This is a genomic window from Enterobacter mori (assembly GCF_025244905.1).
Lineage (GTDB): Bacteria > Pseudomonadota > Gammaproteobacteria > Enterobacterales > Enterobacteriaceae > Enterobacter > Enterobacter mori_A.
In genome coordinates this window covers 2,668,438-2,684,507 of sequence record NZ_CP104285.1, presented here as the reverse complement: position 1 = coordinate 2,684,507, position 16,070 = coordinate 2,668,438, and the positions used below count along the sequence as shown (strand labels likewise).

Below are 16,070 nucleotides of genomic sequence, written 5' to 3'. Positions count from 1 at the left end.
GTCAGTCTGAATGGCGTAAATGACAAAAAAGGATCACATTACGCCATCTTACGGCAGTGGAAACGCTGGCGATATTCCGTTGGGGTGAGATGAAGCTGTTTCTCGAAAACACGACGCAGGTTGATGCTGGTGCCAAACCCGCTTTGCTCAGCAATCAGCTCCAGCGGATCGGTGGTTTGCTCAAGCAACTGCCGGGCGGCGGCAAGACGCGCTTCCGTCACGTAGCGTGCCGGAGAGACCCCCGCATCCCGCGTGAATACGCGAGTGAAATTACGGGGACTCATCGCCGCTCTTTCCGCCAGGCTCTCAACGCAGAGATCGGCGGCCAGGTTTTGCAGGATCCAGCTTTGCAGATCGCTAATCGGCCCCTGGGCGCCGGACTGCTGCAAATTATAGCGGCTAAACTGCAGCTGCCCGCCCGGGCGGCGTAAGTACATCACCATATCCTGCGCCACGTCGCGGGCGAGAGAGAAACCATAATCGTCTTCAACCAGGGCCAGCGTCAGGTCGAAACCGGAACTGACCCCACCGGAGGTCCAGATAGGCCCATCCTGAACATAGATCGGGCCGCCTTCCACCCTGATGGCCGGATAAGCGGCCTGCATCGTCTCCAGCAGACGCCAGTGTGTGGTTGCCCGCCGTCCGTCAAGCAAGCCGCTCTGCGCAAGCAGCATCGCGCCGCCGCAGATGGAGGCAATACGCCGCGCATGGGGCGCTGCAAGATGCAGCCAGTCCACCACGGCAGTGCTCTCCTGTTCATTCATGCCGCGGCCGGTAATGATGATGGTATCAAGCGGCTCACGCGGGTCCAGTTCAGGCAGACGATAATCTGCCAGCAGGTTTAATCCCGATTGACCGTGGATCACCTGATGGGGCTGCGTGGTGGCGATGATGATGCGGTAACAAGGGTGAGACAGACCTTCCGGATGCAGTCGGTTGGCCTGCATCAGAATGTCGGCGATACCGGCGGCTTCAAACAGCATGCCGCCGTCGGGAACAATAATCAGGATCTTCTTCATGTCCTGAAAAGTAGCTTTATTACAAAATAAGTCAACAGGTAGAGCGCTTAAACGCTATTTTTGGCAAAGCAAAGTGATTTAAGTTCTTTGTTATTTCAGCCGTTTTCCCGGATCGTCAGGACACATAATGACAGGCGGAACGGCATCGGAAGGAATGAGTCACTATTTACACCCGCAACAGCGAGAGCATATTCACCAGCTTGCCACGCGGTTTCTGTGGCGAACCGAGCTTCCCACCTGGCTGTTAATGATTGCTATCTATACCGGCTGGTTTACCACCCTGGCCTACTGGCACACGCTCGGTTTACTGCCTGCCACGGCGCTGCTTATCTGGTTTACCGCGTGGTATCTGTCGCTTCAGCATGAGCTGATCCACGGCCATCCGACACGTTTTCCCTGGTTAAATCAGCTTTTCGGTACGCTGCCGCTGGCGGTCTGGTATCCCTATGGCCTGTACCGCGACTCGCATCTGGCCCATCATCGCAACGATCATCTCACGGTACCGGTGGACGATCCGGAATCCTACTATTTTACCGAAGAGAGCTGGGCGCGTTTTACGGCCTGGCAGAGGCGCATTATTCATGCGCGTAATACTTTTCTGGGGCGGTTGTTACTGGCTCCGTTGCTGGATATCGTCCAGACGCTGGGAAGTGCCGTGGCGGCGTTTCGCCAACTGCACCTGCGGGCGATGTTGATGTGGCTGGTGCATGGCGTGCTGTTGGCGGGGCTGTTTGTCTGGATGCGCCATGTTGGTTTCTCACCGGTCTGGTTTGTGCTGGCGGTGAGCTATCCCGCGCTGGCGCTCACCAAAGTACGCTCTTTCCTCGAGCACCGCGCTGCAGACGATCCTCTTGCGCGCTCGGTGATTAACGAAGCCGGGATCTTCTGGCAGGTGCTGTTTTTGAATCTCAACTACCATTCAGTACATCATGACCTGCCAGGTGTGCCCTGGTATGGTCTGAAGGCGCTCTACCAGCAAAACCGGGCGGTGTATCAACAGCGAAATCACGGTTTTGTGGTCAAGGGATACGGCCAATGGCTGCGACAGTTTTGGGATAAGGCCGTGGACGTCACGGTTCATCCGGGCATAAAGCGAGAAGAGCATGAGTAACCTGCTGGCGTTTCCGATGTATGCCGTCAATCGGGCCGATACCGACGCGCTGTGGCGAGCTGTGCACGCTTTGCTGCTGGCACGCGGTGTATCGGTGGGCGATCTTGTGCCTGGCATCCCGGAAGAGGAGTTACTGACGCACTGGCAGCAGCCTGGACTCATCCTGAGCCAGACCTGCGGTTATCCGCTGGTAACACAGTTGCCGGACGTGCAGGTTGTTGGCTGTTTTCATTATGCGGCGCCGGGCTGCGAAGGGATTGCTTACCGCAGCCTGCTGGTGGTGCGCCAGGAAGATAAACACCTGCGCGTTGATGATTTCCGTGGGCGGCGGGTGGTATGTAATTCGCCGGATTCCCAGTCCGGCTACAACACGCTGCGAAAACGAGTGGCACCTGATACGGTCAATGACTATTTTTCACAGGTGATTTTCAGCGGCAGCCATCGCCAGTCGTTGATTGAGGTAGCGCGTGGGGAAGGGGATATCGCGGCCATCGACTGCGTGACCTGGGCACTGCTGCAGCGCCATGAGCCGGAACGGCTTGCGGGGCTGGCGGTCATTGACCGTACCCCTCTGACGCCGGGGCTGCCGCTCATCACCTCGCACAATACCTCGGCTGAAACGCTGAACGCCATTCGCGATGCGCTACGCGCGCTGGTGGATGCGCCGGAACATCGAGACGTTTGCGACGCGGTGCTCATCGGCGGTTTTAGCGTGGTGACGCGTCAGGATTATTCTCAACTGCTTGGCAGTCTCGTTCTCTAAACTTTCCTCCATTTCATGAGGGCTTATGCAGATTTCTGTTTCTTTTAATCTGTAAATCAGAATTGTCTTTAAAGATGGTCATGGACGTAAGTAATTGATAAGATTAAGTTGAAATGCGAAACAACTAAATCTTAACTATAATTTTTTTGTGAGGGACTATGCTAAGCAGTATTATACTTAATCTTGACGCACCTGAATATAAAGATGACTTTCACTCAGCAGATGAGAATAATGAGCAAAGTGAACTTTGGCAACAAGATGCTAACATACGTTTGGTTTCCTTATTAGATAAAATGGGCAAGGAGGCTCGGAAATATAAAAAAGAGCATGAGTCTAGATATTCGCAATTTCCCGGGAAATTACATAGTTATCATCATGCAATTTTTGTTAGCGGAGCCAGAGGTACCGGTAAAACAGTCTTTTTACGTAATGCGCAGGCGGTATGGTCGAAAAAAGAAAAAAGTCAAAATGATTCCCCTAATCTTCATTTTATAGACGTTATCGATCCTACCCTTTTAAATATTGGCGACAGATTTTCTGAAGTCATTATCGCTTCTGTATATGCCTCGGTAGAAAAGGTTTTAAGAAGGCCGGAAAGCGATCAATTACATAAGGATAACTTCTTTGAAACTTTAAAGAAATTATCCAGTTCACTTGGGGAATCATCAGAATTGAATGAATTAAGGGGGATAGATAGGATTCAAAAATATCGTTCTGGAATACACATAGAACGATATTTTCATGAGTTTCTAATTGCAAGTGTAAATTTATTAAATTGTGATGCATTAGTATTGCCAGTCGACGATGTTGATATGAAAATTGATAATGCATTTGGCGTTCTTGATGATATCAGATGCTTACTGTCTTGCCCATTAATACTTCCTCTTGTGAGTGGTGATGATGAGTTATATAAACATATTACCACAATGCAATTTGAAAATTCCTTAGCAGCAGGAAGAACGTCAACGAGAGTTAAAAATGCCGCAGAGCAACTTTCTTCAGCCTATCTGACTAAAGTTTTTCCATTCCACGATCGCTTGCCGTTGCTGCCGGTACAGCAACTCCTGCCAAATTTAGTGATAAAATATGGAAAGCAGAAAATAAGCTATCCGGGTTATGAAAAACTGATCAAAAGTGTATTCTACCCACTTTGCAACGGAAACGAACGTAGCACCATTTGGCCACAGCCCGATAGCGCGCGAACCGTTTCGCAACTAGTCAGATTACTGCCTCCTGAAGAACTTTATTCTGGCAAGGAAAAATCAGAATCGCTATGGCGTAACTTCTATGTCTGGGCTGAAGATCGTCGAGATGGCGTTGCGATCACAAACGCTGAATCATATCTGAAAATTATGGAAATGTCCTCATCCAGCCAGCTAGATTTTCACAATTTGCCAGCGTTTAATCCATTATTACAAAAAGAGCGATATGCCTGGGCTGATAAAGATTTTTATTCGCAACAGCATGCCAAAATAAGAGAACTACGTGCCCATGATACAAACTCTGAAATTTTAGAAACAGTTTTTCCTCAGGCAATGGTAGGTGTCCCTTCAGAGGAAACTAATATCTTGAGGAGTATGCCAGAGTTAGAGTTTATAATGGAGCCAATGTTTATTAGTAAAACGACAGCGGAAAATAAACATGGTAATAAGGAATTACTGGCAATTTATACGCATAGGGATTACTATAGTCAGCAACAAAATCGAAGGTATCATATATTCTTTAGCCGTGCATTTGAATTGTTGTCATGGTCCATGTTAGCTATTACAAATAACTTGCCTGAAATTTTTCTTGAAGAGAAAAAGTTCAAGGAGAGTTTTATTTCATTATTTTCGAAAGCGCCTTTTTATTCAATATTCGCTGTTAATCCAACGAAAGTCATTACTGAGGATAGCAGTGAAAGTGGAACGGATGACAATTTAGTTGAGTATGATAAAACTGTTTCTAAATTTTCCAGTGACTTATACGAATGGTTTAATGATAATCGATTGCCATCACTTCAGGGTCTTAATTTAATACCGCTAAACAGTATGGTATTCAATAAGGTGTTCTCACAGCTTAACGTGCTAAAATTAAACTTGCTGGACAAGAAAAAGATTAAGGATGAACATCTTTCTGATTTAGCTCGTAGATTCCAGTATATTTATATTAATGCACTAACAACTTTCTTGAAAGAAGGTTTAATCATTAATGCCAATGTCGCGACGGGTGCCCGTTCTGACGTTGTGAGAAAATTCTCGGAATTTTCTAAGGCTGATCGAACATTGTTAAGAAACATATCCGGAGTAGTTTCAGCTAGTGGGAATACAGCCCTTACTATCGAATTATTAACTGACTCTGATTATGCAAAATTAATACAGGCGATGTGGTGCAACCCGTTATTTTTTTCTTCGAATATTAATGAGTATCCTATCGGTGATACTATTTTTGAGGGAGATGCTAGTCATAGTTTAAAAAATGATTTTTTATCTGCAACATCTTTTAATGAAATTAGAGTTCTGTATGGAATGGATTCCGGAAATGAAAGTATTATAACGGCTGAAGTGGTTGAATGGGCCAGGGATAAAAAAGATATTGCCAACATAATCTTAGATAAAATAATGAGCAATTCCAAAATGAAATCAAAGATTAAAGGTAATAATTTTATTGCCAGAATGTACAATGGTCTTACATTTGCAACTGAACATTACCGTTAGAGGATAATATGTTTAATCAAGATCCTTATTGGTTGATCCCAGTGATGACTTTGTCATCAGATCGCCTTTTTTATCACCATCTGATGAATCATGCAAATCAGCATTCAACTTTTACGATTGGTCAACAAAATGAGCACAATATACTCGCTTCAGCCGCGCGTGATTATCAGCATTATTTTGGAGGACGACTTCGAAACGAAGACATTGTCAACAATATTAATCATTGGCGATATAAAGATTCATATATCAATGCATTAGATATTCTTACAGAATTGGCCAACCATTTTTTACAATGGCAGGGAGATTGTTTTGAAGTTAAGGGAGAACGACTCGAATCATGGTTGATGATCTGTTCTTTATTGGATCCAGCATGGATAATATCCACTGCCTACAGTCAATTAGTGAAACAGAATGTTCTGTCAGAAGATGATCTGATATCAATACTGACGGGGAGACAATGTCCTTTTGCTTTTCCAGGAGAAAGGAAAGAGACTGCTTATGCCGATAATCACGTTCATTTCAATGGGCATGGTTATACCTCATTATCAATGCTCAGTTTCATTGATGGTGATTTCAAACTTAATAGAAAAATTAAATGGCCTCGAAGAGAAGAGTATACTCTTTTTGAAAGTGGGTTTTTAAATAAACACAAAATCCCTGACTATTTGTCTGGTTATGTATCGTGCCTTGTTAAATTTTTATCTCATTCTGATGAGAATAAAGCTATAGAATATAGAGTGTTGGAAGATGCTTTACATGGTTCTTCTCATAAGGAAGATGTGTGGACTATACAGCAAGTTAAACATTTTCTGCCTTGTGTGACAATGCAGCAAAGGTTCTTACATGCATCTGTTAACGAGCGTTTTCGTGGGCATCATCGCTGGTTGCTTTTTTGCATTGCCGTGCTGACTGATACTCACAATACAGACTATCGGAACTGTTTGATGAATTTCGTTCGCTGCAGCAATGTTTTACGAAATTATATGGTTGTATCTTCTGTTGGATTAGGACAATTTGTTGAGTATTTTACATCAGGGATCAGACGGGCAGATAAAAAATATTTCGAAAGCGAAGGGATGAAGTATGATTTTCTTGAAGGGGTTTATAGAGAATATCGTGTGTCACCTGATTATGTCCTTGGTCAAAATAAGCCCAACATTTACCATAATAAAATTTCGGACTTCTATGCCCGGCATGAAGAAGAAAATATTCTCGAAAAATCGCATTTAGTTGTTCACTTTACTCGTGGCTACCCCGATAAAAAACGACCAAACGACAAAAGGTTAGAAAGTTACAGAGCTAATCTTTTGAGTCAAGTGCGCGGCTTTGAAATGTTTAATTCTTCTGTGACATTGCAGGAAGATGCATACCAAAATAATATTGACGATATGCCCAAAACAATAGATGTCAGGCGCTTAGTCAGGGGTTATGATGTAGCGGGAAATGAAAATGAATTACCAATAGAGGTATTCTCTCCGGTACTTAGAGTACTCAGGGCAGGAAAACACCCGAAAGGACTTTCATTATCAACAAGACTGCAGCGTCCCTTTATTACAGTACATGCTGGTGAGGATTATAGTCACTTGCTAAGTGGGCTTAGGGCTTTGGATGAAGCCGTTGAATATTGTTTACTAAGCGAAGGCGATCGGTTAGGTCATGGTCTGGCGCTTGGGGTCAAACCAGCGAGTTGGGCAAAACGTCAAAGGCGGGCTTATTTAACAGCAGGACAACACCTCGATAATTTAGTATGGGCTTATCATCAAGCTGTTCACCTTTCACAACTTACGGTTGAGCATATTCCTGTAATGCATGAGTTACGTGATAAAATTCATTATTGGTCGCATCGGCTTTACAACACTGTTTCGACACCTGGCTTGTTATATCAGGCGTGGCTATTAAGACGAAACTGGCCCGATTTCAATACGATGCAATCTGAAATCGCTAATTTTTATGAGTGGGTGCCCGATGCTGATTTGTTAATGAATGATGATGATCATAGAGATTTGAGTCCGAAAACGCTTTGGAAACGGTATCTAGATAGTGGACTCGAAGAGAATAATCCTTTTAATCATATAATATCAGTAAATTGTCAGCCAGATGGTGGTGATAAATTCACCGGAGGATCTGTCGATACTGATATCATTTCTTGTGGGGAATTGCGATTATATGAGGCCATTCAGGATTTTTTGATGGAAAAATACTCAAGAAAAGGGCTGGTGATTGAAGCTTGCCCGACGTCCAACATATATATTGGGCGGTTTGAAAAATATCAGGAGCATCCTTTATTTCGCTGGAATCCACCCAACCCGGATTGGCTAAAACCCGGTGAGAAATGCAATCGTTTTGGGTTAAGAAGCGGTCCATTAGGGGTATGCATAAATACTGACGATAGTGCGCTCATGCCAACCACAATCGCAAATGAACACCGTTTAATGAGAGAGACAGCCATCCAAAGTTTCGGTATCGGATCCTGGATGGCTGATATGTGGATAGATGCGATTCGAAAGAAAGGGATTGATATATTTAACAAAAACCATATGAATCAATATTGAAAACTATGATGGTATATTATTAATTTTAGGAGAGATATGCAATCAATGCCTCTCCTTTAGCAATAATCGCCTTCATCAACAGGGCTATAAATTTCCTGCGCATCGGTAAAACAGCGTAGCGCCAGCGAGGAGACGGGTTTCTGCCTGCGCATAATCAGCCCGACAGGCGCCTCAAAGTTCGCCTCGGCGATGGGGACGATCCTGAAATTGCTGTTCAGTGCCTCCAGCCCGTTGTTCAACGGCATCACGGCGCAGCACACGCCACTCTGAACCGCCTGAATGATCTGGAACGTCGAGTCGCTCTCGAAAACGGCCGTCGGATCGAGGCCTGCGGCGTTGAAGCTGGCCTCCATATGCGCCCGGTAGTGCATCCCTTTGGTCAGGAAGCCCAGCGGAAATTCCGTCAGGTCGTGCCAGGTCAGCGTTGACTGGCCGAGCTGGAAATGGCGAATGTCGTGCAGCAGGCCCATCTTCGTTTTCGGCAGAGGGATAATGTCAAACAGGCTGGTATCGATGCTGTTGAGATAGCAAATTCCCAGCTCAAGCTGGTTGCGGCTGACGCCATCGGCAATCTGCGCTGAGGACATGGAATAGAGGCTGTAGGTCAGCTCCGGGTACTTTTGCGTCAGCAGGCGAATGAAGATCATCGGATCCACGCTCGCCAGCGGCACCATCCCCAGCCGTAGTTCACCCACCACCTGGCCTTTGCACAGCGCGGCTTCCGCCTGTAACCCGTCGTGCGCGGCCAGCAGGGCACGCGCCCACGCGAGGATGCGTTCTCCCTCCGGCGTAAACCCTTCAAAGCGCTGTCCGCGCACAATCAGCACCAGCCCCAGCTCCTCTTCCAGGTTGCGGATGCGCATGGAGAGGGTTGGCTGGGTGACGTTGCACTGCGAGGCCGCTTTACCAAAGTGCCGGGTCTCGTCGAGTGCGATTAAATATTTAAGCTGTTTAATATCCATCATTATCTCTGCGCGGGCAGCCTTACAGCATGCGGATCTCTTTTGAGCGCAGGGTGATGCGAACCGGAACGGATTTATACGACGGCGTACCGCTGTCCTTATCCAGATAATCGAGCGGCACCAGCACGTTAGCCTCCGGGTAGTATGCCCCGACAGATCCTGGGGCGATGCTGTACGCCACCACGGTAATGTCCTCCAGGCGCTGAACGCTGCCGGGCAGGGCGGTTTCGATATCCACGCGGTCGCCGTGTTCCAGCCCTGACTGTGCCATATCGTCTTCGTTCATAAACAGCACGTCGCGGCGGCCAAATACCCCACGGTAGCGGTCATCCAGGGCGTAGATGGTGGTGTTGTACTGGTCATGGCTGCGCAGCGTAATCAGACGCAGCACATGTTCGCCTTCACCGCTGGCGTTCTCATGAACCCCCTCGAATACCGAGAACATTGCTTTGCCCGTTGCGGTTGGCCAGATGCGTTGCGTTGGCGGCAGCGGCATGCGGAAGCCGCCGGGAACCCGGATCCGCGCGTTGTAGTGCTCAAAGCCCGGAATGGTCTGCTCGATCAGATCGCGGATGCGGTCGTAATCCTCAACCAGCGTCAGCCAGTCCACGCGTGTTTCCGGCAGTGTGGCTTTCGCCAGGCCAGCCACGATGGCGGGTTCCGAACGGAGTAACGGTGAGGCGGGTTTCAGCTTGCCGGACGAGGCGTGCACCATCGACATGGAATCTTCGACGGTAATGGACTGACGGCCGGTGGCCTGGAGATCCAGCTCGGTGCGGCCGAGGCATGGGAAAATAAAGGTCTCTTTGCCCACCAGCAGATGGGTACGGTTCAGCTTGGTGCCGACGTGCACGCTCAAATCCAGGTTACCCATCGCCGGAAAGCCCCGTTCATGATCGGGCATCGCAACCGCAAAATTGCCGCCGAGGCAGATAAGCGCCTTCGCATGTCCGTCAATCATCGCCTGCGTTGCCTGCACGGCGTCATGCCCGTGGTGAGACGGCGGCTCAAAGCCGAAGACGTCCTTCAGACGGTTCAGGAAGGCCGGTGTGGGTTTCTCGCTAATCCCGACGGTACGGTTTCCCTGCACGTTTGAGTGGCCGCGCAGAGGGCAGATACCCGCGCCGGGCTTGCCGATGTTCCCGCGCAGCAGCAGAACGTCGGCAATCAGTCGGACGTTCGCCGTGCCTTTATTATGCTGGGTGACCCCCATTCCATAGGTGATGATGGTGGCATTCGATTTGGCATAGGACTCGGCCACCTTCTTGAGCGCCGCCGGGCTGAGCCCCGACTCGCGCTCAATGTCCTCCCAGCGGGTTTGCGCGATATCGGCGGTGAAGTCCTCAATGCCCTGGGTGTGCTCAGCAATAAATTCGCGATCCAGCACGTCACCGCGTTCGGCTTCCATCTCCAGAAGATGTTTAGCAATCCCTTTCAGCGCGGCGGCATCGCCCCCGGCTTTCACCTGGAACCAGGTCGAGGCGATATCCGTGGAGCTGTAGGTCGCCATTTCAATCACGCTCTGCGGGTCCGCAAAACGTTCGAGGGCGCGCTCGCGCAGCGGGTTAAAGACGATAATCGGCACGTTGCGACGTGCCAACTCATGAAGGGTGCCCATCATTCGCGGATGGTTGGTGCCAGGGTTATGGCCGATGGAGATCACCAGTTCGGTCTTATCAAAGTCGTCCAGTGAGACGGTGCCTTTCCCGATCCCGATAGATCGCGGCAAACCGACGCTGGTGGCTTCGTGGCACATATTCGAGCAGTCTGGAAAGTTATTGGTACCGTATTCGCGGGCGAAGAGCTGGAACAAGTATGCCGCTTCGTTAGAGGCGCGCCCCGAGGTATAGAACTCGACCTGGTCCGGTTCGAGCCCGCGCAAGATTTCACCGATACGCTGGAACGCCTCGTCCCAGTCGACAGGGCGGAAGGTATCGCTTGCCCGGTCGTAGCGCAGGGGATGCGTCAGGCGACCGTAGCCTTCCAGCTCAAAGTCCGATTTTGTCAGCAGCGAAGCGACGCTGTTTTCCGCCAGAAACGCGGGAGTGACGCGTTTGCTGGTGGCTTCCCAGGTCACCGCCTTCGCGCCATTCTCGCAGAACTGGAACGTCGATTTATGTTCCTTATCAGGCCACGCGCAGCCCGGGCAGTCAAAACCGTCCGGCTGGTTTGTACGGAGCAGCGTCGCGGGGGCGTCCAGAGTATCCATTTGGGTACGTACTGCGATGGCCGTCGCTTTTAACGCGCCCCAGCCTCCGGCGGGACCGTCATAGTGTCTGATACCGGGAACTGCGCGTCTTTTCGTGTTCATACCCACTCCTGGTTTGTTCGGTCACACAACATCTGAACCCATAAAAGCACTGCGTCAGGCAATAAGCGAAAGCAATGATGACCGGATGGCTATGCGCATGCGGAATGGAAAATTGCTTCTTCCTAAATTCTTTTTATTACAGTGTTTTATTGGATGTTACACCTAAAGATTTAAAGAAATTATAACGAATTTTTATCATTTTAATAATAAATATTATCTATCATCCGGTAGGTGAGATAGATGGTGGTGAACAAGCAAGTATGTAGCACCAGTAAAATTTCGAATGAAGCGCCTGAGCGTTAGAAATAGACAAGGTTCGCAGCGGGCGGGTAATTGCATGCATTTTCCGGTGGCGTTAATGACAGGAAGGTTAACTCTGGCTTAATGATTCATGGATATAATTTATGCCTTAAAGAGAAATTATCCTAACGTGAAATATAAAGTTATTTTGAGCCGTGAAATTAACGCCGGGCCGCATCAGTGAAATAGACCCATTCTGAGCGTAAAGTACGTGAAATATTAAAGATACCCTGTTAGTGCAACAAATAATTCATCGGCGATATGTTCTTCTGACATCACCAATACGCGAATTCTACTAATTATGGTAGTGGCGATAATAGCGTCATTGCGTTAATGAAAGTGGTTCTCTTTTTGGTTTTTGTTTTATAAAACAGGTGGTTATAAGGTTTCAAAGGAGGGTAAATAAAGAGGGGTAGGCCATGTATGATTTTTTATTAAGATTAATCTTATAATCTGTCGTCTGCTTCATTTACCAACAGTTACGTAACGGTAAATATTGAATTGATGCGAAGCTCATGTAAACTTGTTTACCGTTTGTCAAAATATGTCAGGAAGACGCTGGGCCTTATTCTGAAGGGCTCGTGCGGTAGCTATGCCTTTAAAATAGTAACGCCCCGAAAATATCCTGACCATTTTAACAATAGCACTTAAGTCAAACTTCATCTCCTTATCTCCATCATCGAAATATCGCTACGGAAAAGCATATGAAAATGCGCGTACTGTTTTCACTTCTGTTTGTAATGGCGGTGGCGGGCTGTAAAGCACCGCAGAAACCTGTGATCACTGACGATACTATCGTGACCAGCCAGGTTAACGGCGTCACCTTAACTCACCGTCATGTTGTGCTGCCCCCGGCGGAGTTCACCCAGGTGAATGAGCCTTATCGCGCCATGTACCCCGCATCCCTGATGAGCCGTCCGGACTACGGCGGAAAAGTGATCCGCACGCTCGAGACCGGCAAAACCTACGTGGTGCTGGGTCAGGTTGAACACTTCTGGATGGCGCTTGCCGACGAAGGGAACGAACAGCTGATTGGCTACGTCCCAATGCGCGCCGTCATCAAAGCCGACCAGTACGAAGCCACCGTGCGTAAACAGGCGCTGCGTCCAAAAGCGCGTAAGAAAGCAACCTGTGTTGATGTCGATGGCAACAGCAAAGCCTGCAAAGACAGCGCAAACGGCACCTGGATCCTGAACTAAACGGGTTTCAAGAGCGTATTTTTTATGAATACAAAAACGTTTCATCAGCTCGGGTTAGCAATTTTCGCGGTGATTTTCACCCTGTTGAGTGGTTGTACGTCGTCTTCACACAGCGACCCCTCCCGCTACAATCTGCAGTTTCAGGCTCACCCCCAAATCAATGATTCTGCGCCATTAAAGGTCAGAGTGTTGCTGCTGAAATCCGATGCGGATTTCATGTCCAGCGACTTCTATTCCCTGCAGAACAACGCGTCAGCCACGCTTGGCGCGAATCTGCTTAACAGCGATGTGTTCTTCCTGATGCCGGGCCAGCTTTCGAAAACCCTGAGTGGACAAAGCTCGCCCGAGGCACGCTATATCGGCGTGATGGCGGAATATCAGACGCTGGACGGGAAAAAATGGCGCGTCTCAATCCCATTGCCTGTTCCCGGCGAAAACCATTTCTACCAGTTCTGGAAATGGTCCGCAGATGAACTCATCGCCAACGTCTTCCTGGACGTGAACGGTATCCGGGTCATCAGCCAGTAACGCGCTTCATAACAGGAAACACATCATCATGACGAAAGCAGAAAAGGTCGTCTGGACCGAAGGCATGTTCCTGCGCCCACACCATTTTCAGCGGACAGAAAGTTACCTGCTGAACCACATTCGTGAATGGGGTGCGCTGCAGCGATCGTATCTGTGGGGCTTTCTCGACGTTGAACTGGACGAAGCGATGCTCCGCCAGGGCTGCATTGCACTGAGCTACTGCAGCGGGGTATTGCCTGACGGCACGTTTTTCCAGGTGCGCAATGGCCGCAACGGCCCGGTGCCGCTGAAGATCCCTGACAATCTCACCAATGAGAAGGTGGTGCTTGCGCTGCCGGTTCGCCGCGGCGAACGTGAAGAGGTGATTTTCAGTGAAGAGCAGGCCTCGCTGGCGCGTTACCTCGCTTTTGAACAGGACGTCGAAGACGATAATGCCATGTCTGTGGGCGATGCAACGGTACAGTTTGGCCGCCTGCGTTTAGCCCTTATGCTGGAAAAAGATCTCACGGCAGAGTGGACCGCAATCGGCGTGGCCTTTGTGAGCGAAAAACGTAACGACAACCACGTGCGGCTGGATAACAGCTACATTCCGCCGATGCTGAATGCCAACAACAGCCCGCAGCTCTACAGCATGATTAACGATCTGCATGGGCTACTGGTACAACGCAGCCAGCAGATTGGCGGACGTCTGCGCCAGCCTGGGCGTTTTAATACCTCAGAACTGATTGAGTTCACGCTGCTTTCGCTGGTCAACCGCCATCTTGGTGAGATTTCCCATTTAAAAACCCTGCCGTTGCTCCACCCGGAAACGCTGTGGCGCAGCTGGCTGCCGTTTGCGACAGAACTTGCTACCTGGACCTCTCAACGCACAGCGGAGAGCGTACTCCCGGTGTATGACCATGACGATCTGGCGATCTGCTTCAGCAAGCTGATGCTGATGCTGCGTCAGGGGCTGTCGCTGGTGATGGAAGATCACGCTATCCAACTGCCGCTCAACGAGCGTTCCCACGGTCTTAACATCGCTACGGTGCCGGAGACCAGCATGGTGCGCGAGTTCGGCTTCGTACTGGCGGTGAAAGCCAACGTCCCGGGCGAACACCTGCAAACCCATTTCCCGGCCCAGATGAAGGTGGCACCGGTCTCGAAAATTCGCGATCTGGTTCAGCTGCAGCTGCCGGGCATTATGCTGCGCGCCATGCCGGTCGCGCCGCCGCAAATACCGTGGCACGCGGGCTACAGCTATTTCGAGCTGGAGAAGGGCAGTGAGCTGTGGCACGAGATGGATAAGTCCGGTGCGTTCGCTCTGCATCTCGCAGGGGAGTTTCCGGGTCTCGATATGGAGTTTTGGGCCATCCGTAGCCCGACAGAATAATAAAGCGAGCACTAAATATGCAGGAACGACAGGATACCGGCAGTGATGCTGTGTTTACCGGAGCCAGTGGCAATAATCAGCTGGTGGCGGCTGCCAACCCGCTGCTCAATGCCATTCCACAAATCCGGCACTCGGTTTCTCATGACGATCAGGTGGCGTTGCGCCAGCGTCTGATCGACGAAATTCGCCGTTTCGAAGTGCGATGCCAGCAGGCAGGGTTGCCGTATGAAGTGATCGTCGGCGCCCGCTACTGTCTGTGTACGGCGCTGGATGAAGCCGCCGCGCTCACCCCTTGGGGCAGCAGCGGCGTCTGGTCCAGCAGTGGCCTTTTGGTAACGTTTCATAACGAAACCTGGGGCGGCGAAAAATTCTTCCAGCTGCTGGCGCGCCTCTCTCAGAACCCGCGTGAACATATCCTGCTGCTGGAGATGATCAACTACTGCCTGTTGCTCGGATTCGAGGGACGCTATCGGGTGCTGGATAATGGCCGAACCCAGCTTGAAACCATCAAACAGCGACTGTGGCAGATGATCCGCAGCGTGCGCGGCAGCTACGCGCCGCCGCTCTCGGTGCACCCTGAAGATCGTCCTGTACTGCGCAAGCTGTGGCGTCCGATGGTCCCCCTCTGGGCCTGCGTGGCGCTGGTCGGGTTTATCGCCTGTCTGTTTTATATCGTGCTGAACTGGCGTCTGGGCGATAACACCAGCCCGGTGCTGGCGAAGATTTATCAGTCTCAGCTGCCGGAAACCACCATTCAACAACCGGCTCGCCAGCTGCCTGCGGTACTGAACCTGCGTGGCTTCCTGAAGCCTGAAATCGATGCCGGTCTGGTGGCGGTGAAGGATGAAGCGGATCGCAGCGTGGTGATCCTGAAAGGGGATGGCCTTTTCGCCTCGGCGTCGACGGTGGTGCGCGATCGCTATGAGCCGGTCATCAACCGCATTGCGCAGGCGATGAATAACGTCAGCGGCAAAATTCTGGTGGTGGGCTACAGCGACAACGTGCCGATCCGCAGCGCGCGCTTTGCCTCCAACTATGAACTCTCTCTCGAACGCGCCCGGTCGGTGCAAAAGCAGCTGCAGGGAAGCCTCTCGCAGCCTGAACGCGTGAAAGCGGAAGGGCGGGGCGAGATTAATCCGGTGGCACCAAACAATACGCCTGAAAACCGCGCCCGTAACCGCCGTGTGGAAATTACTCTGCTGGTGTCGCCTGAAAATACGCAGGCTGAGCTGAACGGATTGCCGCAAGGAAACTAAG

The 16,070-nt window shown here is 49.9% G+C and carries 11 protein-coding genes; 8 read left to right on the top strand and 3 right to left on the bottom strand.

Features of this window, described 5'->3' with window-relative positions; genetic code table 11:
• Nucleotides 1-38: 38 nt before the first annotated feature.
• Nucleotides 39-1,019 (bottom strand): GlxA family transcriptional regulator, encoded by a 981-nt coding sequence (locus N2K86_RS12655; protein WP_260658829.1) that lies wholly within the window; start codon nucleotides 1,017-1,019, stop codon nucleotides 39-41.
• A gap of 154 nt (nucleotides 1,020-1,173) precedes the next feature.
• Between N2K86_RS12655 and N2K86_RS12650 the strand changes: the two genes are divergently transcribed.
• The 4 genes from N2K86_RS12650 (at nucleotide 1,174) to rdrB (ending at nucleotide 8,141) form a co-directional block, all read left to right on the top strand.
• Entirely contained in the window at nucleotides 1,174-2,130 is a 957-nt protein-coding gene (locus tag N2K86_RS12650) for a fatty acid desaturase (RefSeq protein ID WP_260658828.1), read from the top strand.
• On the top strand, nucleotides 2,123-2,893 hold the full coding sequence (locus tag N2K86_RS12645; RefSeq protein WP_260658827.1) for a phosphate/phosphite/phosphonate ABC transporter substrate-binding protein: 771 nt from the start codon (nucleotides 2,123-2,125) through the stop codon (nucleotides 2,891-2,893). The genes N2K86_RS12650 and N2K86_RS12645 overlap by 8 nt, the downstream gene beginning before the upstream one ends.
• Before the next feature lie 158 nt (nucleotides 2,894-3,051).
• A complete protein-coding gene (rdrA, locus tag N2K86_RS12640) occupies nucleotides 3,052-5,589 on the top strand; it encodes an antiviral RADAR system adenosine triphosphatase RdrA (RefSeq protein WP_260658826.1) in 2,538 nt (845 codons plus the stop codon).
• Nucleotides 5,590-5,597: 8 nt separating this feature from the next.
• Nucleotides 5,598-8,141: an antiviral RADAR system adenosine deaminase RdrB gene (gene rdrB, locus N2K86_RS12635; RefSeq protein ID WP_260658825.1), complete on the top strand. Its 2,544-nt coding sequence runs from the start codon at nucleotides 5,598-5,600 to the stop codon at nucleotides 8,139-8,141.
• Nucleotides 8,142-8,197: 56 nt separating this feature from the next.
• Here the strand turns inward: rdrB and N2K86_RS12630 are convergent, their stop codons facing one another.
• Both N2K86_RS12630 and N2K86_RS12625 read right to left on the bottom strand, forming a co-directional pair.
• Nucleotides 8,198-9,103: a LysR family transcriptional regulator gene (locus N2K86_RS12630; RefSeq protein WP_260661673.1), complete on the bottom strand. Its 906-nt coding sequence runs from the start codon at nucleotides 9,101-9,103 to the stop codon at nucleotides 8,198-8,200.
• Between the two features lie 22 nt (nucleotides 9,104-9,125).
• A complete protein-coding gene (locus tag N2K86_RS12625) occupies nucleotides 9,126-11,414 on the bottom strand; it encodes an FdhF/YdeP family oxidoreductase (RefSeq protein WP_260658824.1) in 2,289 nt (762 codons plus the stop codon).
• Nucleotides 11,415-12,418: 1,004 nt separating this feature from the next.
• Between N2K86_RS12625 and N2K86_RS12620 the strand changes: the two genes are divergently transcribed.
• From N2K86_RS12620 to N2K86_RS12605, 4 genes are read left to right on the top strand one after another with little or no spacing between them, the layout of a single operon-like run.
• Nucleotides 12,419-12,913 carry an SH3 domain-containing protein gene (locus N2K86_RS12620; protein ID WP_260658823.1) on the top strand — a complete coding sequence of 165 codons (495 nt, stop codon included), beginning with the start codon at nucleotides 12,419-12,421 and terminating at the stop codon, nucleotides 12,911-12,913.
• Nucleotides 12,914-12,937: 24 nt separating this feature from the next.
• Entirely contained in the window at nucleotides 12,938-13,441 is a 504-nt protein-coding gene (gene tssJ, locus N2K86_RS12615) for a type VI secretion system lipoprotein TssJ (protein ID WP_260658822.1), read from the top strand.
• A 28-nt stretch (nucleotides 13,442-13,469) separates the two neighbouring features.
• On the top strand, nucleotides 13,470-14,813 hold the full coding sequence (gene tssK / locus N2K86_RS12610; protein WP_260658821.1) for a type VI secretion system baseplate subunit TssK: 1,344 nt from the start codon (nucleotides 13,470-13,472) through the stop codon (nucleotides 14,811-14,813).
• 17 nt (nucleotides 14,814-14,830) lie between these two features.
• Complete coding sequence (locus tag N2K86_RS12605) at nucleotides 14,831-16,069, top strand: DotU family type VI secretion system protein (RefSeq protein ID WP_221550356.1); 1,239 nt, start codon at nucleotides 14,831-14,833, stop codon at nucleotides 16,067-16,069.
• Nucleotide 16,070: the final 1 nt, after the last annotated feature.